Source organism: Streptomyces sp. NPDC093260 (genome assembly GCF_040683715.1).
In the GTDB taxonomy this organism is placed as follows: domain Bacteria; phylum Actinomycetota; class Actinomycetes; order Streptomycetales; family Streptomycetaceae; genus Streptomyces; species Streptomyces sennicomposti.
Genome location: NZ_JBFBEK010000010.1, coordinates 93,332 through 114,060, shown reverse-complemented (window position 1 = coordinate 114,060; position 20,729 = coordinate 93,332). Strand labels below are relative to the sequence as shown.

General features: G+C 74.6%; 17 protein-coding genes and 1 pseudogene. 8 read left to right on the top strand and 10 right to left on the bottom strand.

Annotation, left to right across the window (positions count from 1 at the left end; genetic code table 11):
* Nucleotides 1-11: 11 nt before the first annotated feature.
* From AB0N63_RS15205 to AB0N63_RS15190, 4 genes are all read right to left on the bottom strand, one after another.
* Entirely contained in the window at nucleotides 12-608 is a 597-nt protein-coding gene (locus tag AB0N63_RS15205; protein ID WP_365529024.1) for a transglutaminase family protein, read from the bottom strand.
* Nucleotides 609-728: 120 nt separating this feature from the next.
* Nucleotides 729-1,799 (bottom strand): low specificity L-threonine aldolase, encoded by a 1,071-nt coding sequence (locus AB0N63_RS15200; protein ID WP_365529332.1) that lies wholly within the window; start codon nucleotides 1,797-1,799, stop codon nucleotides 729-731.
* Nucleotides 1,796-2,551 carry an SDR family oxidoreductase gene (locus tag AB0N63_RS15195; protein ID WP_365529021.1) on the bottom strand — a complete coding sequence of 252 codons (756 nt, stop codon included), beginning with the start codon at nucleotides 2,549-2,551 and terminating at the stop codon, nucleotides 1,796-1,798. Before AB0N63_RS15195 ends, AB0N63_RS15200 begins: the two co-directional genes overlap by 4 nt.
* Before the next feature lie 41 nt (nucleotides 2,552-2,592).
* Nucleotides 2,593-3,990, bottom strand: coding sequence for a DUF6421 family protein (locus AB0N63_RS15190; protein ID WP_365529018.1), 1,398 nt, complete (start codon nucleotides 3,988-3,990; stop codon nucleotides 2,593-2,595).
* Nucleotides 3,991-4,433: 443 nt separating this feature from the next.
* On the opposite strand from AB0N63_RS15190, the gene AB0N63_RS15185 reads away from it, so the two are divergent.
* Nucleotides 4,434-5,117 carry a glycerophosphodiester phosphodiesterase family protein gene (locus AB0N63_RS15185; RefSeq protein WP_365529015.1) on the top strand — a complete coding sequence of 228 codons (684 nt, stop codon included), beginning with the start codon at nucleotides 4,434-4,436 and terminating at the stop codon, nucleotides 5,115-5,117.
* Between the two features lie 37 nt (nucleotides 5,118-5,154).
* On the opposite strand, the gene AB0N63_RS15180 is transcribed toward AB0N63_RS15185, so the two are convergent.
* Nucleotides 5,155-5,694 (bottom strand): N-acetyltransferase, encoded by a 540-nt coding sequence (locus AB0N63_RS15180; protein ID WP_365529012.1) that lies wholly within the window; start codon nucleotides 5,692-5,694, stop codon nucleotides 5,155-5,157.
* Nucleotides 5,695-5,790: 96 nt separating this feature from the next.
* Here AB0N63_RS15180 and AB0N63_RS15175 point away from each other — a divergent pair, with 96 nt between their 5' ends.
* Both AB0N63_RS15175 and AB0N63_RS15170 read left to right on the top strand, forming a co-directional pair.
* Nucleotides 5,791-6,183: a VOC family protein gene (locus AB0N63_RS15175; RefSeq protein WP_365529009.1), complete on the top strand. Its 393-nt coding sequence runs from the start codon at nucleotides 5,791-5,793 to the stop codon at nucleotides 6,181-6,183.
* A 92-nt stretch (nucleotides 6,184-6,275) separates the two neighbouring features.
* The gene (locus AB0N63_RS15170) at nucleotides 6,276-7,100 is read left to right on the top strand and encodes a VOC family protein (RefSeq protein ID WP_365529006.1); all 825 of its coding nucleotides are present in this window, start codon (nucleotides 6,276-6,278) and stop codon (nucleotides 7,098-7,100) included.
* A gap of 153 nt (nucleotides 7,101-7,253) precedes the next feature.
* Here AB0N63_RS15170 and AB0N63_RS15165 read toward each other — a convergent pair whose 3' ends face one another.
* Entirely contained in the window at nucleotides 7,254-7,880 is a 627-nt protein-coding gene (locus AB0N63_RS15165; RefSeq protein ID WP_365529003.1) for a MarR family transcriptional regulator, read from the bottom strand.
* A complete protein-coding gene (locus tag AB0N63_RS15160; RefSeq protein WP_365529000.1) occupies nucleotides 7,877-9,583 on the bottom strand; it encodes an FUSC family protein in 1,707 nt (568 codons plus the stop codon). The genes AB0N63_RS15165 and AB0N63_RS15160 overlap by 4 nt, the downstream gene beginning before the upstream one ends.
* Before the next feature lie 190 nt (nucleotides 9,584-9,773).
* Here AB0N63_RS15160 and AB0N63_RS15155 point away from each other — a divergent pair, with 190 nt between their 5' ends.
* The 4 genes from AB0N63_RS15155 to AB0N63_RS15140 all read left to right on the top strand — a co-directional run bounded on the left by AB0N63_RS15155 (nucleotide 9,774) and on the right by AB0N63_RS15140 (nucleotide 13,918).
* The gene (locus tag AB0N63_RS15155; RefSeq protein WP_365528997.1) at nucleotides 9,774-10,373 is read left to right on the top strand and encodes a DUF5134 domain-containing protein; all 600 of its coding nucleotides are present in this window, start codon (nucleotides 9,774-9,776) and stop codon (nucleotides 10,371-10,373) included.
* A 188-nt stretch (nucleotides 10,374-10,561) separates the two neighbouring features.
* Entirely contained in the window at nucleotides 10,562-11,497 is a 936-nt protein-coding gene (locus AB0N63_RS15150; RefSeq protein ID WP_365528994.1) for a M56 family metallopeptidase, read from the top strand.
* A 241-nt stretch (nucleotides 11,498-11,738) separates the two neighbouring features.
* Entirely contained in the window at nucleotides 11,739-12,398 is a 660-nt protein-coding gene (locus AB0N63_RS15145; protein ID WP_365528991.1) for a helix-turn-helix domain-containing protein, read from the top strand.
* Between the two features lie 173 nt (nucleotides 12,399-12,571).
* Complete coding sequence (locus AB0N63_RS15140; RefSeq protein WP_365528988.1) at nucleotides 12,572-13,918, top strand: FAD-dependent oxidoreductase; 1,347 nt, start codon at nucleotides 12,572-12,574, stop codon at nucleotides 13,916-13,918.
* 28 nt (nucleotides 13,919-13,946) lie between these two features.
* Here the strand turns inward: AB0N63_RS15140 and AB0N63_RS15135 are convergent, their stop codons facing one another.
* Nucleotides 13,947-14,342, bottom strand: a complete 396-nt coding sequence (locus AB0N63_RS15135) for a helix-turn-helix domain-containing protein (protein WP_365528985.1) — start codon at nucleotides 14,340-14,342, stop codon at nucleotides 13,947-13,949.
* A 90-nt stretch (nucleotides 14,343-14,432) separates the two neighbouring features.
* On the opposite strand from AB0N63_RS15135, the gene AB0N63_RS15130 reads away from it, so the two are divergent.
* Nucleotides 14,433-15,512 (top strand): NADH:flavin oxidoreductase/NADH oxidase, encoded by a 1,080-nt coding sequence (locus AB0N63_RS15130; protein ID WP_365528982.1) that lies wholly within the window; start codon nucleotides 14,433-14,435, stop codon nucleotides 15,510-15,512.
* Nucleotides 15,513-15,533: 21 nt separating this feature from the next.
* On the opposite strand, the gene AB0N63_RS15125 is transcribed toward AB0N63_RS15130, so the two are convergent.
* Both AB0N63_RS15125 and AB0N63_RS15120 read right to left on the bottom strand, forming a co-directional pair.
* Nucleotides 15,534-19,877 (bottom strand): cation-translocating P-type ATPase, encoded by a 4,344-nt coding sequence (locus tag AB0N63_RS15125; protein ID WP_365528979.1) that lies wholly within the window; start codon nucleotides 19,875-19,877, stop codon nucleotides 15,534-15,536.
* A 543-nt stretch (nucleotides 19,878-20,420) separates the two neighbouring features.
* Nucleotides 20,421-20,675, bottom strand: a pseudogene (locus AB0N63_RS15120) (hypothetical protein); the annotation flags it as partial.
* Nucleotides 20,676-20,729 lie beyond the last annotated feature (54 nt).

The following is a 20,729-nucleotide window of genomic DNA, read 5'->3' as shown; positions in this document are numbered from 1 at the left end:
TCGCCTCGGGATCAGAGTGCGGTAGGCAGCGCCTTCCACAGCCACGGCCGGTCGGGAGCGGCCCTGAGGGCGTTCAGCACGACCGGATGAGGTTCAGCGTACAGTACCGGGTAGTCCATTTCATTCGCCTGTGGATCCACCGGGAAGGCCAGGCGCTCGCCGGCGAGGGAGAACTGCGCGTCGACCCCCGGCTTGTTGCCGCGCGGGTCCTGCCGGTGCCAGGCGCCGTTGAACCGCACCGCGACCAGTCCGTGCACGACGTGCCCGCCGGCCTCCTCGTCGTGCGTGAGGCGCTGGTAGCACAGGGCCGTCGGGATGTCCTCGGCCCGCAGCAGGGCGGCCAGGGCGTGCGCCTTGGCGTGACAGATGCCGGTGCGCAGCCGCAGCACGTCGGAGGCCCGCCAGGTGACGCGCGGATCGCCGGCGTCCTGCGAGTGCGGGATCGTGTCGCGCACGAACTCGTAAGCGGATCGCGCATAGGCATACGAGTCGGCGACCCCTTCGGCGAGGCGGGCAGCCGTCTCGCGGACCACTGGGTGGTCATGGTCGATCGCCTCGTCAGCGGCCAGATAGGCGGACAGGTCAGGGGTGTGCTGGATCAGCTCCATGCCCGCAGAGCATAGGAATGCGATCACCCAACAGTCAATGACTTTCCGGGTGATCGCATAACTATGCACATCGTCCCACCGGCTCGACGCCCTCGGGCGGACGGCTCCGGGGAGCGCGCCTCAGCGCGCCATCTCCTCCTTCAGCGCCGCCACGAAGGCGTCCACGTCGTCCTCCGTGGTGTCGAAGGAGCACATCCAGCGCACGACGCCCGCGGACTCGTCCCAGAAGTAGAACCGGAACCGCTTCTGGAGCCGCTCGCCCACGTCGTGCGGCAGCCTGGCGAAGACGCCGTTGGCCTGCACGGGGTAGAGGATCTCCACCCCGTGCACGGCCCGCACGCCCTCCGCGAGCCGCTGCGCCATCTCGTTGGCATGCCGGGCGTTGCGCAGCCACAGGTCCTTGGCGAGCAGGGCCTCCAGCTGGACCGACACGAAGCGCATCTTGGAGGCGAGCTGCATGCTCATCTTGCGGATGTGCTTCATCCTGCGGACGGCGTCGTGGTCGAGGACGACGACCGCCTCGCCGAACATCGCGCCGTTCTTCGTCCCGCCGAGCGAGAGGATGTCCACGCCGACGGCGTTGGTGAACGTGCGCATCGGCACGTCCAGCGAGGCCGCCGCGTTGGCTATGCGGGAGCCGTCCAGGTGCACCCGCATGCCGTGCGCGTGGGCATGCTCGCAGATCGCGCGGATCTCCTCGGGCGTGTAGAGCGTGCCCAGCTCCGTGCTCTGGGTGATCGACACCACCTGCGGCATGGCCCGGTGCTCGTCCTCCCAGCCGTACGCCTGCCGGTCGATCAGCTCGGGGGTGAGCTTGCCGTCCGGGGTGGGCACGGTGAGCAGCTTGAGGCCGCCCACACGCTCGGGGGCGCCGCCCTCGTCCACGTTGATGTGCGCGCTCTCGGCGCAGATCACCGCGCCCCAGCGGTCGGTGACGGCCTGGAGCGCGACGACGTTGGCGCCGGTGCCGTTGAAGACGGGGAACGCCTCGGCGCCGGCCCCGAAATGGCTGCGCACGATCCGCTGGAGATTGCCGGTGTAGTCGTCCTCGCCGTACGCGACCTGGTGCCCGCCGTTGGCCAGGACCAGGGCGGCGAGCACCTCCGGGTGGACTCCGGCGTAGTTGTCGCTGGCGAAACCGCGGACTTCCGGGTCGTGGTGGCGACGCGCGTCGGTCTTGGCGGGGTTCACGGCTGCTCGGTCAGCCACAGACGTTTTCCGTTCACTTCCGCGGCGGGCTTGTCCCAGACGCCGACGATGGCCTCGGCGAGGTCCTTGACGTCCGTGAAGCCCGCGAACTTCGCGTTGGGGCGCTCGGCGCGCATCGCGTCGTGCACCAACGCCTTCACCACCAGGATCGCAGCCGCCGAGGTCGGTCCGTCGGCGCCCTCGGCCTTCCCGGCCTTGCGGAAGTAGTCGGCCATGGCGAGCGTCCACGCCTCGGCGGCGGCCTTGGCCGCGGAGTAGGCGGCGTTGCCCGCGGTGGGCTTGGACGCGCCGGAGGCGCTGATCAGCAGGTACCGGCCGCGTTCGCTGCGCTGCAGGGCCTCGTGGAAGGCCAGTGAGGTGTGCTGCACGGTGCGCACCAGCAGCAACTCCAGGAAGTCCCAGTCGTCCAGGCTGGTCTTGGTGAAGGTCTCGCTGCCGCGCCAGCCGCCGACGAGGTGGACCAGGCCGTCCACGCGGCCGAAGTCCTTCTCGATGTGGGCGGCCCACTCGCGGGTGGACTTCAGGTCCAGCAGATCGACCGTGTCACCGGTGACGGTGGCGCCGCCGGAGGCGTAGCGGGCGGCGTCCACCGCCTCGGAGAGCCGCTCGGGATCGTTGTCCGCGCCGACGACGGTCGCGCCCGCCTCGGCGAGCCGGAGCAGCGCCGCCCGGCCGGCGGGTCCGCCCGCGCCGGCCACCGCGATCACGGCACCGCTGAGAGCCCCGTTCCCCATGTTCTTCGCCTCCGTAGCAGCAGTGTTCTGGACGTGATCGCTCACGCGGCGACCCGCTCGGCGCTGTCGGCCGTGATGCCCTTGGTGGAGGCGATCACGTTCTTCAGCTTCTTGGACAGCGCCTCGTAGAACATGCTGAGCGGAAACTCGTCCGGAAGCACGTCATCGACGAGCTTGCGCGGCGGCAGGCTCAGGTCCAGGGCGTCGGGGCCCTTGGCCCACTTGGAGCCGGGGTGCGGGGCGAGATAGGCCGAGACCAGTTCGTAGCCGGCGAACCAGTGCACCAGCTTGGGGCGGTCGATGCCGTCGCGGTAGAGCTTCTCTATGTCGGCGCACAGCTGGTTGGTGACCTGCGGGGCGCGCTCCCAGTCGATGGAGAGCCGGTTGTCGGTCCAGCGCACCACGTCGTGCTTGTGCAGGTAGGCGAAGAGGAGCTGGCCGCCGAGGCCGTCGTAGTTGCGCACCCGCTCGCCGGTGACCGGGAAGCGGAACATGCGGTCGAACAGCACCGCGTACTGCACGTCGCGGGCCTGCGGGACGCCGTCGGCCTGGAGCTTGACGGCCTCCTTGAACGCGGTCAGGTCGCAGCGCAGCTCCTCCAGGCCGTACATCCAGAACGGCTGGCGCTGCTTGATCATGAACGGGTCGAACGGCAGGTCGCCGTGGCTGTGGGTGCGGTCGTGCACCATGTCCCACAGCACGAAGGCCTCCTCGCAGCGCTTCTGGTCGTGGACCATGGCGGCGATGTCCTCGGGCAGTTCCAGGCCGAGGAGGTCGACGGCGGCGGCGGCGACCCGGCGGAAGCGGGCGGCCTCGCGGTCGCAGAAGATGCCGCCCCAGGAGAAGCGCTCCGGGGCCTCGCGCACGGCGATCGTCTCGGGGAAGAGGACGGCGGAGTTGGTGTCGTAGCCGGCCGTGAAGTCCTCGAAGGTGATGCCGCAGAACAGCGGGTTGTCGTAGCGGGTGCGCTCCAGCTCGGCCAGCCAGTCGGGCCAGACCATGCGCAGCACGACCGCCTCCAGGTTGCGGTCCGGGTTGCCGTTCTGCGTGTACATCGGGAAGACGACCAGGTGCTGGAGACCGTCCACCCGGTGGGCCGCGGGCTGGAAGGCCAGCAGGGAGTCGAGGAAGTCGGGCACCTGGAAGCCGCCGTCGGCCCAGCGGCCGAGGTCCGCCACGAGCGCCCGGTGGTAGGCGGCGTCGTGCGGCAGCAGCGGCGACAGCCGCTCCACGGCGTCGATCACGCGGCGTGCGGCATGCTCGGCGTCGGCCCGGGAAGGCGCCCCCTCGGCCTGGAAGTCGATGGAACCGTCCTTGGACTGCCACGGCCGGATCTGCTCCACGGCATCCTTGAGCACGGGCCACGCCGGGTGCTCAACCACCCTGGTCGCCGAAGGAACCTCCCCCTCGGCACCCACCTGCACAAGAATTTCCGTCATGACCCATCCTCCACGGGAGAAGCTCGCGTAAGGAGACCGTATACATACAGCGTTTCTCCCATCAAGGGCACCCTCAGGAAATTATTCTGCGCACCCGCATCTCCACCGGTCATTTTCCTGCCGGACACCCGTATGGCGGCCACCTGTGCTAGGCCGTTCGAGTGCAGCCATCCGCCGTACCAGAGAGGCGACTTCCGGCCTGCGGCGGCTGCGGGACGGCGGTCCGGGGCCGGTTCGTCAGCGTCCGCGCGACTCGCCCACGCCCGGGTGATCGTCCGCACGGGCCAGGCCCCTGCGGCGCCCGGTCGTCACCCCAGTGCGCCGTGTACGCGGGGGTCCAACGCGGGTACGGGCCGTTAGGCTGCGGGCCTGCCGCGTGGACGACGAGGCCCCGTATGGTCCGCGTGCGTGCCGAGCCGCCGTCGACGGAAGCGAGTTGAACCTTGAACTTCCTTACCATCGGTCACCGCGGAGTCATGGGTGTCGAGCCCGAGAACACCCTCCGTTCCTTCGTGGCCGCCCAGCAGGCCGGCCTCGACGCCATCGAACTCGATCTGCACCTCAGCAAGGACGGCGCCCTCGTCGTCATGCACGACGCGGAGGTGGACCGCACGACCGACGGCAGCGGCGCCATCGCCGACAAGACCCTCGCCGAACTGCGGGCTCTGGACGCCGGGCACGGCGAGCGGGTCCCGGTCTTCGAGGAGGTCCTGGACGCCGTCAGCGCCCCGCTTCAGGCCGAGATCAAGGACGCGGCCGCGGCGCGGGCGCTGGCCGAGGTCATGCACCGGCGCGATCTGCTGTCCCGGGTGGAGGTGCTCTCCTTCCACGACGAGGCGCTCACCGAGATCGCCCGCCTGGTGCCCGGCGTCCGCACGGCACTGGTCGCCGACCACTACGGCCCCGAGGTCGTCGGGCGCGCCACCGCCGCCGGGGCCGCGACCCTCGTCCTCAACATCCGCCGGCTCACCCTGGAGACCGTCGAGCACGCCCGCACGGCGGACCTGAGGATCATCGGCTGGGTGGTGAACACCCTGGACCACCTGCGGCTGGTCCGCGCCCTGGAGCTGGACGGGGCCACCACCGACTATCCGGACATCAAGCGCACCGGCCGCTTCACCGCGTGAGAGCGCGCCGCGCGGGGCCCGTCGGACCGGCTCCGGGTCAGACCAGTTCCTTGACCAGCAGTTCGAACCGGAGGTCGTCGCGGAGCGGGAGGCCGAAGCGCTCGTCGCCGTACGGGAACGGGCTCATCCGGCCCGTGCGGCGGTAGCCGCGCCGCTCGTACCAGGCAATCAGCTCCTCGCGCACGGAGATCACGGTCATGTGCATCTCCGTCGCGCCCCAGATCTCCCGGACCCGCCGCTCCGCCTCCGCGATGATCACCTTGCCGAGTCCGGCGCCCTGGAGGTCCGGGGCGACCGCGAACATGCCGAAGTACGCGTACGCGCCCCGGTGCTCCAGCTGGCAGCAGGCCACCACGCGGCCGTCCCGCTCGACCGTCAGCAGCCTGCTGTCCGGCGACTCGATCACCGCGCGCACGGCCTCCGGGTCTGTCCGCTGTCCGCCGAGGATGTCCGCCTCGGTCGTCCACCCGGCCCGGCTGGCGTCGCCGCGGTAGGCCGACTCGATCAGCGCGACCAGCGTGTCCACGTCGGCCTCGGTGGCGTCTCGGAAGGTCAGGGGGGCGGCGGCGGTCTCCATCAGAGTGGTGCCTTTCGTACTCGTGCGCGACCGTACTCGTGCGCGACAGGCGGTGCAGAACGCCATCCTGCCACTCGCTCGTTAGGCTCCGGGTTCATGGTGCATGTACTCAGCAGCCGGACGCTGCTCCAGCCCACCGACCCCGAGCGCTCCCGCCGGTTCTACGGCGAGCAGCTGGGCCTGCCCGTCTACCGCGAGTTCGGCACGGGACCGGAGCGCGGCACCGTCTACTTCCTCGGCGGCGGCTTCCTGGAGCTGTCGGGCCGCTCCGACGCCCCCCGCTCCCCCGCCGTGCGGCTGTGGCTCCAGGTGCCGGACGTGGCCGCGGCCCACGCGGAGCTGCGGGACGCGGACGTGGAGATCGTGCGTCCGCCGGTGCGCGAGCCGTGGGGGCTGATCGAGATGTGGATCGCCGACCCCGACGGCACGCCCGTCGTCCTCGTCGAGGTGCCCGCCGACCATCCGCTGCGCCACCGGCCGGGGATCTAGGGCCACCCCGGCCACGGCCCCGGCTGGCCACCGTCGGTGACCGGGGATAGCGTGCTGGAGGTGGGGGCGAGCCTTCTTCCCGGAGGAGTGCCATGGAGTTCGACAAGCCGGTGACCGGCGGCCCCTGCTGGGCGGAGCTGGGCACCAGCGATCTCGCGGCGGCCAAGCAGTTCTACGGTGAGGTCTTCGGCTGGCGGTGCGACGCCCCCGACTCCCGCCCCGAGCTGCGCGGCTACACCGTCGTCCGGCTCGGCGGCGCCGCGGTCGCCGGGCTAGGCCCCCTCTACCGGCCCACGCAGCCGATCGCCTGGAACGTCTCGTTCGCCGTCGCCGACGCCGACGCGGCCACGCACCGGGTGGTGGAGGCCGGCGGAACGGTGATCCGCGGCCCGATGGACATCTTCGACGAGGGCCGCCGCACGGTGGCGCTGGACCCGTCCGGCGCGGCCTTCCAGCTGTGGCAGGCACGCGACTTCCCGGGCGCCGGCGTCTTCAACCGGCCCGGTGCGCTCGGCTGGGTGGAGCTCGCCACCCGTGACGTCAAGCGGGCCAGGGACTTCTACACGAGCGTCTTCGGCTGGAGCGTCAACGCCTCCGAGTGGTACACGCAGTGGGGCATGCACGGCATGGACTTCGGCGGGGTGACCGCGCTGCACGAGCGCTTCCCCGCCGACGTGCCGCCGCACTGGCTGCCCTACTTCGCGGTCGAGGACGTGGACGGCACCACGGACGTGGCGCTGCGGGCGGGCGGCAAGGCCCTCCAGGAGCCCACCTCCGTCCCGGACGGACCCCGGATCGCGGTGCTCCGCGACCCGCAGGGCGCGGCCTTCGGCGTCTACACGGCCGGCGACGAGGACATGGGGCCGGACGGCGCGCAGGACGCCGGGCGGGAGGAGAGCGGGGCGGGGGCGGGCTGAGGACCGGCGCGGTGCGGCTCAGCGGTGTGCTCGGCTTCGGCGGTGAGCCGAGGCTCGGGGGCGGGGCTGAGGCTGCGGGCGTGGCTGAGGCGGTGGCTTCACGATCGCTGCCCTGACGACGCCACCCGAATCCGTCGGGCCCCTGGACGCGCCTCAGATCCGCAACGCCCCCGGGCGGCCCTCCAGCCTGCTCAGCAGCTCGCACAGCAGTGCGGCCAGTTCGCCGCGTCCGGCGCTGTCGAGACCGGCGAGGACGGTCCGCTCGTAGGCGAGCTGTTCCGGCAGGATGCCGTCGACCAGCTCGCGCCCGGCGTCGGTGAGGCGGACGTGGGCGACCCTGCGGTCCCGGGTGTCGCCGCGCCGCTCGACCAGATCCCGCTCGGTCAGCTGCTTGAGGCGCTTGGTGACGGCGGCGCCCGAGGAGAACGTCTCGCGGGCCAGTTCGCCGGGGGTGAGTTCGTGCCCGGTGCGCCGCAGCGCGCCGAGCAGGTCGAACTCGGGCCGGCTGAGCCCGGCCCGGCGCAGCGGCGCGTCCTCGGCCTGCTGGAGGAGGGCGGCGCAGCGGTTGATCCGGCCGATGATCTCCATCGGCGCGGTGTCCAGACCGGGGTGGACGGCCCGCCACTGGCGCACGACCGCGGCGACGGTGTCGTCCCGGACGGACGCACTCCGGGTGGCCTCCCGAGGCGGGGCCGCGTCCCGGACGAGGGTGTCCTCGGTCGTCACCGCGGTCTGGTCGTGGGCGGCGCCGGGGGCCGGCCGTCCGTCGTTCGCCGTCATGGCCGTGGGTCCTCCGTGGTGCCGTCCGTGCCGGTCGCCGGGGTGTGCAGTCCCAGTCGACGTATCGTCGCGGCGAGCGTACGGTGTGCGGCCTGCTCGGTGAGCACGACCCGCTCCTGGGGCAGGGCGCGCTGCCACCACTCGCCGGACGCGGCGTCGGCGGTGGCGCGCAGTTCGACCAGCGCGGCGGCCAGGGCCCGACGGACGGTCTCCAGCGCGGCGGGCTCGGGCCGGTCCTCGGCGAGCAGACGCGCGGCCCGCTCGCGGGCCCGTTCCACGGCGCTCAGGGCGTCCTCGATGCGGTCGCCGGCCCGGCGGTTGGTGACGGCCACGGCGGCCGCGAAGCCGACCAGCGCGCCGACGACGGTGTCGACCGCGCGCTCCGTGATCAGCTCGCCCGTGGCCTGCTGCCGGGCGAACTCGGTGATCAGCAGGGCCATCGGGGTCACGCAGATGGTGCCGAGCCAGTAGTTGCGGCCGATCAGCGCCTCGGCGCCGAAGTTCAGGGCCAGGCAGCACAGTACGAGGGCCACGCCGCTGGTGTGCGCGAGCGGGGCGATGACCGCGAAGACGAGGACGCCGACGAGGTTGCCGACGACCCGCTGGACGCTCCGGTTCCAGGTGAGGGCCAGGTTGGCCTGGTAGAGGGCGGCGGCGGTGACCAGGGCCCAGTAGGGGCGGCCGATGCCGAGGGCGAGGGAGGCGTATCCGGCGAGCGCGCAGCCGAGGGCGGTGCGCAGCGCGATCGGGGCGAGCGGGCCGAGGCGGCTCCACCAGGGTCGGTGCGGGGCGGCGCTCTCGGCGGCCACTCCGAGCAGTTCGTCGGTGGCCGCCGCCGTCTCGTCCACCGCCGGGACGGGTCCGCGACCGCACAGGAGGCGTGCCCAGGTGCGCAGCCGGTCCGGGTCGGTGTCGGCCGGGGCGGCGAGGGCGACCTCGGCGCGGACGACGAGGCGTTCCAGGGCGCGCCGGGTCTCGGCGCGTGCGCCGGAGGCCAGCAACGTCTGCCAGGCGGCCTGGACGGCGGCCGCCGCGGCGGCGCGGGTCCGGGCGTGGCCCGCGCCGTCGCCGCCGGTGACGGCGTACGCGGCGGCGGCGTTCAGCGCCTGCGCCGTGGCGCGGCGCTCCGGGCCGTGCGGGCGCAGCAGTCCCGGGGCCATGCCGACCAGCCAGGCCCAGATCCCCGCGGCGGCGGCCAGCGCCAGGTGCCCGGGGACCTGGCCGAGGGTCTGCGGGACGAACAGGGAGGCGGAGCTGATGAAGGTGAGGACGACGTTGCCGGGCGGACCGAGCCGGGTCGCGTCGCACAGCACCTTCTGCGCGGCGGCCATGAGCGCGCCCACGGTCACCAGGACGGCCGCGTCGGTGGTCAGGGAGGCGGCCACCAGGGGGAGGCCGAGTCCGCCGAGCATGCCGGCCACGACCCAGGCGAGGACCCGGGCCCGGGCGGCATAGGGGCGGTTGTGGGCGTAGAGGGCGCACAGCGACCCGGCCATCGTGTACATGGCGAGGTCGAGCCGGCCGAGGGCGAGCAGCGTGAGGTTGGGCGGGGCGACCGAGACGACGACGCTCAGCGCGGGCTTGAACCAGATGTCCGAGGGACGGCCGAGCCGGAGCACTCCGGCGAGCGGGAGGCGCGGGGCGGACCGGCGGGTCGAGGTGGGGGCGGGGGTGCGGTGGGGACTGGGGGGCGCACTGCTCATACCCACAATCTTAACAGGTGTTTTACCAGTAAATTATGCTGCCCGGCCGCGTCGTGCCGCCATGCACTCCCCCACATGCTCCCCGCGTACACCCTTGCGCTTGTGTGCGCGCCGCATGCCCCGGGCATCGCTTGACCGACCGGCGGACCGCGAGCGGCGGTCCGGCGACCGTCGAGCGGGGAGGTGGGGGGTGCACGGACCGGCTTCGCCCGGCTGGCTGCTGGTCGCGCTGTGCGCGGCGAGCGGCGCCTACTGCCTGCTGCGGATGCGCAGCGGCGTCGAGGAGCAGCGCAGGGCCGCGGGCGGCGAGGCGCTGATGGGGTTCGCGATGGCCGCCATGGCCGTGCCCGCGGCGGCCTTCACCCCGCCGGCCTGGGCCTGGCCCTGCTACGCGGCGGTCTTCGGCGTGGCCGCGCTGCGCTCGTTGCGGTGGGCGCGGACCAGTGCGCACCATCTGCACCACTCGGTGGGCTCCGCGGCCATGGTCTACATGTCGGTGGTGATGACGCTCTCCCCCGGCTCCTCCGGCGGGCACCACCACGCGCACGGCGGCTCGGGGCCTCCCCTGCTCACCGGCGCGCTGCTGCTGTACTTCGCCGGGTACGTCCTGCTGACCGGCGCCCGGCTGGTGCCGGCGGTGGCCGCGCCCGCGGGTGGTGGCGGCGACGGTGCGGTGACCGTGGCCGGCGGTGGGGGCGGCGGCACGGGCTGGGGCGACCGCCCGGAACTGGCGCGCGCGTGCCGGCTGTCGATGGGGATGGCGATGGTGGCGATGCTGCTGACGATGTGAGCGGGCGCGGGTCCGGAGGACGTGGGCGGGCGAGGGTCGGCGCGGACGGGTCCGGTGTCGGGCGGGGCCGTCCCGGGGGCGGCGGGAACGCCGCGGCAGACGGTCCGGCGGGGTCTTGGCGCCGTGGTCTGCGTCACTTTGCCGGGCGGCGCGGTATCCGAGCGGCCGGGCGCTCATAAGGTGCTCGCATGATGGTCCCCGCGGTCCTGTTGCTGTTCGGCGCGCTGACCGCCGTGGCCGCTCCGCGGCTGCTGGCCCGGACCGACTGGCCGGACCGCGAGCCGGTCGTCGCGCTGTGGGCCTGGCAGTGCGTGGTGGCTTCCGTCCTGCTGTGCTGCACGCTGGCGATGACGCTCAGCGCTGCGGCCGCCTGGGAGGCGGTGCGCGGCCATGTGTTCGCCACGGCGCCGCGCGCGGTGGTCGAGGCGTACGCGCTCGGCACGGCCGGGGCGTGGGCGCCGACCACGGCGGTGGCCCTGGCCTGCGGCGGGGTGTGGAGCGCGGCGATGCTGCTGCGCGAGATCGTCCGGGCGCGGCGGCGGCGCGGCAGTCGCCGCGCCGAACTCCTCGTCCGCGCACCGCTGTTGCCTGGGGAGGAGCCCGGCGCCGACCGGCTCGTCGTGCTGGAGAGCGACCGGCCGGACGCACGGTGGCTGCCCGGGGCCACGCCCCGGCTGGTCGTCACCACGGCCGCGCTGCGCCGGCTGAAGGGACGGCAGCTGGACGCCGTCCTCGCCCACGAGCAGGGACATGCGCGGGCCCGGCACGACTGGCTGCTGCACTGCTCGGCCGCGCTGGCCGACGGCTTCCCGCGGGTACCCGTCTTCGCCGCGTTCCGCGACGAGATGCACCGCCTGGTCGAACTCGCCGCCGACGACGCCGCCTCGCGCCGTTTCGGCCGGCTGACGACCGCGCTGGCCCTGGTCGAACTCAATGAGGACCGGGGCGTGTTCGGCCCCTGCCCGAGCCCGCAGGCCGATGTGCCGCGGCGGGTGCACCGGCTGCTGGCGCCCCGCGGCCGGCTCACCGCCGCCCACCGTCTGCGCCTGACGGCGGTGGCGTCGCTCGTGCCGGTGGTCCCGGTCCTGGTCACGCTCGTTCCGGGACTGCACGCGCTGGGCTGAGCGGAGCGGGGAAGCCGCGAATCCGCCGACTCCCGGCCCCTGGACATCAGCTCTCGGAACCGGCGCCGACCCCGGGGACCCATTAGGTGCCTCAGGACACCATGCGGGGAAGAGCGAGCCCGTCTCGGACGATCCCCCGCGTCGCCCGAGACGGGCGGCATGCCGACCAGGCCCTCACAGGGGCCGGTCCGCCTGCGTTGAGTATAGTTGGCTGGCAGCCAGTCAACGCAGGAGTTACAGCATGTCCCCGCGCAGCGCCTCGGTCAATGAAGAGTTGCGGCGGCGTTCCCGGGAACGGCTTCTCCAGTCGGCGGTCGAACTGGTCGCCGAACACGGGTACGACGCGACGACGCTCGGCGCCATCGCCGACCGGGCGGGCTCGGCACGCGGCCTGGTGTCGTACTACTTCCCCGGAAAGCGCCAGCTGGTGCAGTCCGCCGTGCACCGGCTGATGCACCGCACACTGGAGGAGGCACTGGAGCGCGAGCCCCGCACCGAGGACGGCCGGGAGCGGCTGGCGCGCGCCATCGACGCGATCCTGGGTCTGGCGGTGGACCGGCCGGTGCTGATGCGCCAGCACATGGCGGGCATCCTCCAGGCCGAGGGCTTCGTGCAGTGCCCGGAACAGCAGCGGCTGTCGTACCTGCTGCGGGACACGGTGGCGCGGCGCGGCTCGGCCGACGTCGACGCGGACTACCCGATGCTGCGGGCGCTGCTGATGGGCGCGGTGTACGCGGCGCTGGTGCCCGGCGCGCCCATGCCGGTGCCGGCACTGCGGGCGGAGCTGTTCGAGCGTTACGGCCTGGACTGGGACATGGGCATGCCGCCGGGCGCGGACGCCCCCGGTGGTTCCTGCGGCGCCGACGTGTCCCGCTTCTTCGCGACGGACCGGCCGGAGTAGCAGGCCGGCCGCCGGTCCGGGCTGCCCCTCGCGGGCCGGGAGAGGCGGCGGTCCGGGGCGGGCGGGTGACATGCCGCCGGGGCGGTGTCGTGGCGCTTACCCGCCGGCATCCCCGGTGCCATGCTGGGAGACATCAGCGCTCTCCTGCGACCGCCGGGGTAAGGAGTTCCGCCGTGCTGCGTGTCGCCGTCGTCGGCTCGGGGCCGAGCGGGTGCTACACCGCTCAGGGCCTCGTCCAGCAGGACCCCTCGGTACGCGTCGACGTCCTCGACCGGCTGCCGTGCCCGTACGGGCTCGTCCGCTACGGCGTGGCGCCGGACCACGAGAAGATCAAGTCGCTCCAGGGCAGTCTGCGCGCGGTGCTGGAGCACGAGCGGGTCAGATTCCTCGGCGGGGTGCGGATCGGCGGCCCCGACGGGCTGCCCGTCGACAGGCTGCGGCAGCTGTACCACGCGGTGGTGTACTGCGTGGGCGCCTCCACCGACCGCCGGCTCGGCGTCCCGGGCGAGGAGCTGCCGGGGAGCTGGTCGGCGACGGAGTTCGTGTCCTGGTACAGCGCCCACCCGGACGCCGTGGACGGCGGTTTCGTACGGAACGCCCGCAGCGCCGTGGTCGTCGGCGTGGGCAACGTGGCCGTGGACGTCACCCGCATGCTGGCCCGGGGCGCGGCCGAGCTGAACCCCACCGACATGCCCGAGGCCGCGCTCGCCGCGCTCGCCGCGAGCCGGGTGACCGACATCCACATGGTGGGCCGGCGCGGCCCCTCGCAGGCCCGGTTCACCACCAAGGAACTGCGGGAGCTGGCGGACCTGCCGGACACCGATGTGATCGTCGACCCGGCGGAACTGGCGCTGGACCCCGCGTGCGCGGACCCCTCGGCACTGCCGGCCGCCCAGCGCCGCAACGTGGAGGTGCTGCGCGAGTGGGCGCGCACGCCGCTGCGCGGCGGCTCCCGCCGCATCCACCTGCGGTTCTTCCTGCGCCCGGTCGAACTGCTCGGCGCCGGCGGACAGGTGGCCGCGGTGCGCCTGGAACGGACGGCGCCGGACGGCCGGGGCGGAGTGAGGGGCACGGGGAGGTACGAGGAGCTGGCGGCGCAGCTGGTGCTGCGGTCGGTCGGCTATCGCGGGGTGCCGCTGGACGGGCTGCCGTTCGACCCCGCCACCGGCACCGTGCCGCACCGGGCGGGCCGGGTGCTGCGCGAGGGCGTCGTCGCGCCCGGTGAGTACGTGGCCGGATGGATCAAGCGGGGTCCCACCGGCGTCATCGGCACCAACCGGCCGTGCGCGAAGGAGACGGTGGCCTCGCTGCTCGCGGACGCGCCGGACCTCGTCCGCGCGCCGGTGCCCGAGGACGCCTTGGCGGCGCTGCGCGCGGAGGGTGGGGAACCGGTCGGATGGGCGGGCTGGCAGGCCATCGAACGGGCCGAGGCGCGGCTCGGCGCCTCGCTCGGCCGGAGCGTCGTCAAGCTGCCCGACTGGGAATCGCTCCGGGCGGCGGCCCGCACGGCGCCGCGGTAGGCGCGCCGCCCGGGACGGCCGACGCGTCTCAGGCCCCCGCCAGGCGTCCCTCCTGGCGGGCGGCGGCGTCGAGGAGGCTGTCGAGCAGGCCCGGGAAGAGGGCGTCGAGGTCGTCGCGGCGCAGGCCGTTCATCTTCGCGGTGCCCCGGTAGACCTGCCGGATCACCCCGGCCTCGCGCAGCACGCGGAAGTGGTGCGTGGTGGTCGACTTGCTGACGGGCACGTCGAAGTCCGAGCAGGCCAGCTCGCCGCTGCCGACGGCGAGTTCCCGCACGATGCGCAGGCGCAGCGGGTCGGACAGCGCGTGCAGCACGCCCTCCAGGCGGATCTCACGCGGCGCGGGGTGCGCGAGGGCACGGCTGCCGGCGGCGGGGACGGAGGCAGGGGCGGTCACGGCGGCTCCACTTCGTACGAGGCAGCTCATTCTACGAGGAACATCGTAGTTTGACAGTCGCCGTACTACGAGAGCTATCGTACAAGCCGACCACCGCTCCCGTGACGAATGGAGTCCGCCGTGAGTGCGCTCTTCGAGCCCTGGACACTGCGCGAAGTGACGATCCCCAACCGGGTCTGGATGCCCCCGATGTGCCAGTACTCGGCCGAACCCGAGGGCCCGCTGACCGGCGTCCCGCACGACTGGCACTTCGCCCACTACGCGGCGCGCGCCACCGGCGGCACGGGGCTGATCATCGTGGAGGCGACCGCCGTGTCGCCGCAGGGCCGGATCTCCCCCTACGACCTCGGCATCTGGAACGACGCCCAGGTCGAGGCGTTCCGCCGGATCACCCGCTTCCTCAAGGGCCAGGGCACGGTGCCGGCGGTCCAGCTGGGGCACGGCGGCCGCAAGGCGTCGACGGACCGGCCCTGGCGGGGCGGCGCGCCGGTCGGGCCGGACCAGCACGGCTGGCAGGCGGTGGCGCCGAGCGCGGTGCCCTTCGACGAGCGGCACCCGGTCCCGGACGAGCTGACGGCCGAGCAGATCCAGGGGATCGTGCGGCAGTTCGCGGACGCGGCGCGCCGCGCCCTGACCGCCGGCTTCGAGATCGTCGAGATACACGGTGCCCACGGCTACCTGATCAACGAGTTCCTCTCGCCGTACTCCAACCACCGCACGGACGCCTACGGCGGCTCGTACGAGAACCGGGTGCGGTTCGCGCTGGAGGTCGTGGACGCGGTGCGGGCGGTGTGGCCCGAGGACAAGCCGCTCTTCTTCCGGATCTCCGCCACCGACTGGCTGGAGGAGGGCGGTTGGACGGCCGACGACACGGTGCGCTTCGCGGCCGAGCTGCACGCGCACGGCGTCGATCTGCTCGACGTCTCCACCGGTGGCAACGTGCCCGGCGCGAGCATCCCGACGGGCCCCGGCTACCAGGTGCCGTTCGCCGCGCGGGTGAAGGCCGAGACACCGATGCCGGTGGCCGCCGTGGGCCTGATCACCGAGCCGGAGCAGGCCGAGAAGATCCTGGTCAACGGCGAGGCCGACGCCGTCCTGCTCGGCCGCGAGCTGCTGCGCGACCCGTTCTGGGCCCGGCACGCGGCCCGCGGGCTGGGCGGCCAGGTCCACGTGCCGGACCAGTACCACCGGTCCGTCTGACCGACGGGGCACGGGCGCCGGTCAGGTCCCGGCGGTGGCGGCGGCCTCCTGGCCCCGCCCCTTCGGCAGCAGCCGTCCGACCGTCTCCTCCAGGCGGGGCAGCGCACGCTGGCCCGCAAGGGCGAGGGCGATGGCCGCGACGACACCGGCCCAGGCGACCGGCCCGAGCGGTGTGCAGCCGAAGACCCGGCTGACGCCCGGGGTCTGCACCATGGCGACCAGGGCGACGGCCGAGCCGAGGGACGTGACCTGGACCAGCCTGCTGTCCCGGCGGTCGAGGAGGGTCTGCGCGAGCTGGGTGCCGACCACCCCGCACAGCGCCATCGTGCCCGAGCGGCGCGCGGTGCCCGGGGTGAAACGCCCGATCAGCCAGGCCGTGACCGCGCCCAGGCAGGTGGTCAGCGCCCGGTGGCGGATCTGCCGGATCAGCGGCTCCCCCAGGACCCCGCCGGCCGCGTCCTCCGGGGAGCCGGCGCGTGCCCGCGCGACGTCCTCCTTGGGCGTGACCGCCACCGCCATGGCCGGGAACAGGTCGGTGAAGAGGTTCACCATCAGCATCTGCCGGGTGGACAGCGGCGCCCGGCCCGCCAGCAGGGTGCCGATGATGCCGAAGCCGACCTCGCCCGCGTTGCCGCCGATCAGGATGGCGATGGCGTCGGCGACGCTGTGCCACAGGGCGCGGCCCTCGCCGATCGCGTCGATCAGGACGGTGAGGTCGTCGTCGGTGAGGACGATGTCGGCGGCGTTGCGCGCGGCGGCCGAGCCGCGGGCGTTGATGCCGACGCCGATGTCGGCGGCCCGGATCGCGGCCGCGTCGTTGGCGCCGTCGCCGACCATGCCCACCACCCGCCCGGCGTCCCGCAGCGCCTCGACGACCTGGAGTTTCTGCTCGGGTGCCACCCGGGCCACCACGCCCGCGTCGCGCAGCATCCGGGCCCGGGCGGAGCGGTCGGCGGCGGCGAGTTCGTCGCCGGTGACCACGGTGGTGTCCTCGGGCCAGCCGAGTTCGGTGGCGATGGCCCGCGCGGTCTGCGGATGGTCGCCGGTGAGCATGACCGGCCGTACTCCCTCCTCGTACAGACCGTGCACGAGGGTCGTGGAGGTCTCGCGGGGAACGTCCGACAGGGCCAGCAGACCGGTGAACTCCAGGTCCTGCAGGGCCCGTTCGAGTGCGTCCGCCTCCTTCTCGCCCTCGGTGAGCCGGCGCTGCGCCACCGCCAGGACGCGCAGTCCGCTCCCGGCGAGGGAGTGCGAGGTGTCGGCGGCGTGCGAGGGCAGGGCGGGGCAGGCGGGCAGGACGGTCTCCGGGGCGCCCTTGACCACGAGCAGGCGCTGCCCGTCGGCGGTCCGGCCGACGGCCGCCGCGTAACCGCGGGCCGCCTCGAACCCGAGCCCTTCGAGCTGCGTCCAGTCCGGATCGGGCCGCGCCGCGTCCAGGACCGCCTCGTCGGTGGCGTGCACCGGCCGGTCGGAGCCGCCGTTCAGGCGCGGGCAGGCCCGCGCGGCGGCGCGGAGGGTGCCCGCGCCCGCCTCGTCGCCCACCGCGTGGACGGTGCCGCCGCCGTCGGAGATCCGGACCAGGCGCAGCCGGTTCTCGGTGAGGGTGCCGGTCTTGTCGAAGCAGAGGGTGTCCATGCGGCCCAGCGCCTCCAGGGTGCGCGGCGTGCGCACGAGGACACCGCCCCGGCTGAGCCGGCGGGCCGCGGCCAGCTGCGCCACGGTCGCCACCAGCGGCAGTCCCTCGGGCACGGCGGCCACCGCGACGGCCACCCCGCCGCTGACCGCCTCCCGGATGGGAGTGCCGCGCAGCAGGGCAAGACCGGTCACCGCCGCGCCGCCCGCGAGGGTCAACGGCAGTGCCCTGCGGGTGAGTTCCTGCAGGCGGGCCTGGACCCCGGCGGCCGGGGGCGTACGGGCGGCCAGGTGCACGGCGCGGGCTGCCTCGGTCAGCTCGCCGGTCTCCACGACGACGGCCCTCGCCTGCCCGGCCACCACGGTGGTGCCCTCGAAGACCATGCAGAGCCGGTCGGCGACGGCGGCGTGCGGGGTGGGGTCGGTCTGTTTCTGCACCGGCAGGGACTCCCCGGTCAGCGCGGACTCGTCGACCTCCAGGCCCGCCTGCCACAGCAGCCGGGCATCGGCGGGCACCACGTCGTCGCCCTTGAGCTCGATCACGTCGCCGGGGCTGAGCTTTCCCGCGTCGACGGTGCGGGTGCCTGCGGCGGGCGCCTGACCGGCCGTGGGCGCCAGGCGTGCCTTCTGCTTCTGCTCGGCCAGCAGCCCGGACAGCGCCCGTTCGGCGCGCAGCCGCTGGACGCCGCCGACCAGGGCGTTCAGGTCGAGGGCGCCGACGACGAGCAGGGCGTCCACCACGGAGCCGAGCAGCGCGGAGGCCGCCGAGCCGACCGCCAGGACGGGGGTGAGGGGGTCCTGGAGTTCGCCGCGCACGGCCCGCCCGAGGTCGTACGTCCAGCGGGCCGGGGTGAGGACCGGGTGGCGGAAGGCGCCGCCGACGGCCTCGCGGACGCGGCCGGCGGCCCGCTCCACGGGTGTCGGCTCGTCGGCCGGTTCCCGCTCCAGCCGTTCCCTGGCCTCGTCCGTCCCGAGCTCGTGCCAGGGCACACGCGGGTGCGGACGGGGGGCGCGGGCGGCGGCCACGCCCAGGGCGGCGCGCGCCCCCGAGAGCAGGGCGGTGGCCGCCGCGGCGTCGACCGGGGCGTGCCGCAGGCCGGGCAGCACGGACCGGCGGCCGCGGCCCCCCTTGGACTCGCCGACGGCGACCATGAGCCCGGACAGCGCGGCGCCGGACCGGGCCAGGGTCTGCGACCGGCGGCCCACCCGGCGGGCGGCCGGGACCGCGGTGAGCAGCCGCCACACGTCGGGCAGGCCGTGCAGGGCCAGGACGTCGGCGCCCCACACGACGGCGCCGTCGCGGTCGGTGAGGGCCACGGCGATGTCGCTGCCGCGCAGCCCGGCCAGGACGTCGTGGTCGTCGGCCGACCGCACCCGGGCGACGGTGACGACCGCGCCCTCGTCCTCGTCGCGGCGCAGCCCGTACACCACGTCGTCGAGGGGCCGCCGCGCGTCCACCACCTCGTCGGCCAGCCCGGTGATGTCCTCCAGGGCCGGGTCGCCCACGAGGACGACCCTGAGGCCGGCCCGGCGGGCGGCATCCAGGACGGGTTCGGCCCAGGGGTCGGCCCTGCCGTCCTCGGCGCGCAGCGCGCTCGGGTGCAGGACGACGGTGCCGGTCATCTCCAGCTGCCGCAGCCGCTCCGGGTCGCGCACCAGCACGCCGGTGCGGGCCAGCGCGGCGCTGAGCACGGCGTGGAAGACGGCGGGGCCGTAGCGGGCGGCCTTGGGCGAGCCGGAGAGTACCGCCTCGGCCGCGTCGGACCCGACGTGCTTGACCAGCAAGGTGGCCGCCGCGCCGATCAGGCTGCCGGCGGAGGCGTGGTTGGCGTAATCCTGGGCGGGCGAGACGCGCAGCGGCGGGCGCGGGCGGTCGTCGGTGCCGACGCTGATCCGCCCGGGCGAGCACAGCTGGTCGTGCACCGAGTCGAAGGCGGCCGAGCGGGCCACGGTATCGGCGAGCTGGCAGCCGCGCAGGGCGCCGTCGAGCACGAGCGAGGTGGGGGTCTGCCCGACGCTGTGCACGGCGGCGTTGGCGCACGCGAGCAGCAGGTCCGTCCGGTCGGCGCCGAGCCGGGCGCGCAGCCGGGCGCGGAAGCGCGGGTTCTCCCTGAGCAGGGTCACCACCGCGGTCGCCACGCGCGGCGACGGCGGCAACCGGAGCCAGTACGCGGCCAGGCCCACGGCGATGCCCAGCAGGTCCGCGCCGAGCGTGGCCGCCGCGGACCGCACCCCGGCGGGGTCGGCGGGATGCGTCATCTCCTCCGGGTCGCCGCCCGCCAGGGCCAGGCCGCTGCGGGCGGCCAGGTCGGCGGCGTGCTCCAGGACCCGGTCGGAGAACTCGTCCTCGGTGACGCTGACGACCAGACGGCCGAGCCCCTGGTCCCAGTAGGCGAAGAGGACGTCGGGCCGCTCGGCGAGCTTCCCGGCCACCCGGCGCGCCAGGTGCGCGGTGCCGCCGGCGCGCCGTACCGCGTCCGGCTCGGCGGCGCGCAGCGCGATATGGGCGCGCGTCCCTGAGCGCCAGGTGCCGCCGGCTGTGGGGAGCGTGTTGCGGGCGACCCGCGCGACGCGCACCGCGGCGTCCGCGCCGCGTACGCCGGCGCGTGCCGCCCCGGCCGCCGCCCCGGCGGCCACCCCGACCGCCGGGGCGGCGGCCCGGGCGAGCACCCGGGGCGCCGCGGGCAGCGACCTGACGGCGGCCGAGGGCGCGGTCAGCAGTCCAGGCACCATGGCGCGCCCTCAGAGAGTGGTGCGGCCGGGCCGCGCCGTGGGGCCGAGGGGACCGGTGGCCGCGGGGCCGGTGGCCGACTTCTCCGCAGTCGCCTTGCCGGCCGGCGCCTTGCCCGCCGGGGGCCTGCCCGTCGACTGCCGACCGGCCGGGGTCGTGCCCCGCTCCCGGTCGCCGGCGGTCTTCGGCGCGGGGTCGTCGGCCGGCACCGGGCCGGGCGACGACGGCGGCGTTCCGGCGGGTCCGGTACGGCCTGCGCCGCGGCCGGCCGGACGGGAGGTGAGCGCCGCGGTGGCGATGTCCTCCGCCGGTTCACCGGTCGCGTGGGTGCGCCTGGCCCGCCGGGGGGCGACGCCCGGGCTCGCGGACGCGCCGGCGGCGCCGGGGGGCTCGGTGGCCGGGGCCGCGGCTGCGGAGTCCGTGGTGCCGGAGGCGGTCGCCGAGGTGCCGGTGCCCGTGTCTCCTGCCGTGCCGGTCTCCCCCGCGCCGTTCTCCGCTTCCCCTGCCGTCAGGCGTCCGGGCTCGCGGGGCTCCTCGGAGCGCTCCGGCCGGGGCTGGGTGAGCCAGGCGACGGCCGCTCCGGTGAGCGCGACGGGCCACTCCACGACCCCGGCGACGCCGAGGACCCCGGCGCCCGTGTAGACCGCGATCCGCCGTCCCTTCGGCGACACGGCGCCGACCTTGTTCAGTGTGCCCTGTGCGGCCCTGCCCACCGTCCCGGCGCCGGGTACCCTCCGCAGCACCGAGGCCGCGCCGTGCAGGGGCGCCGCAAGGACTGACGACGACTTCTGCTCAGCCATGACTCTCCTCGCCTGGGTGAGATCCCTTCCGTGCCCCCCGGGTGCCCTCGACCG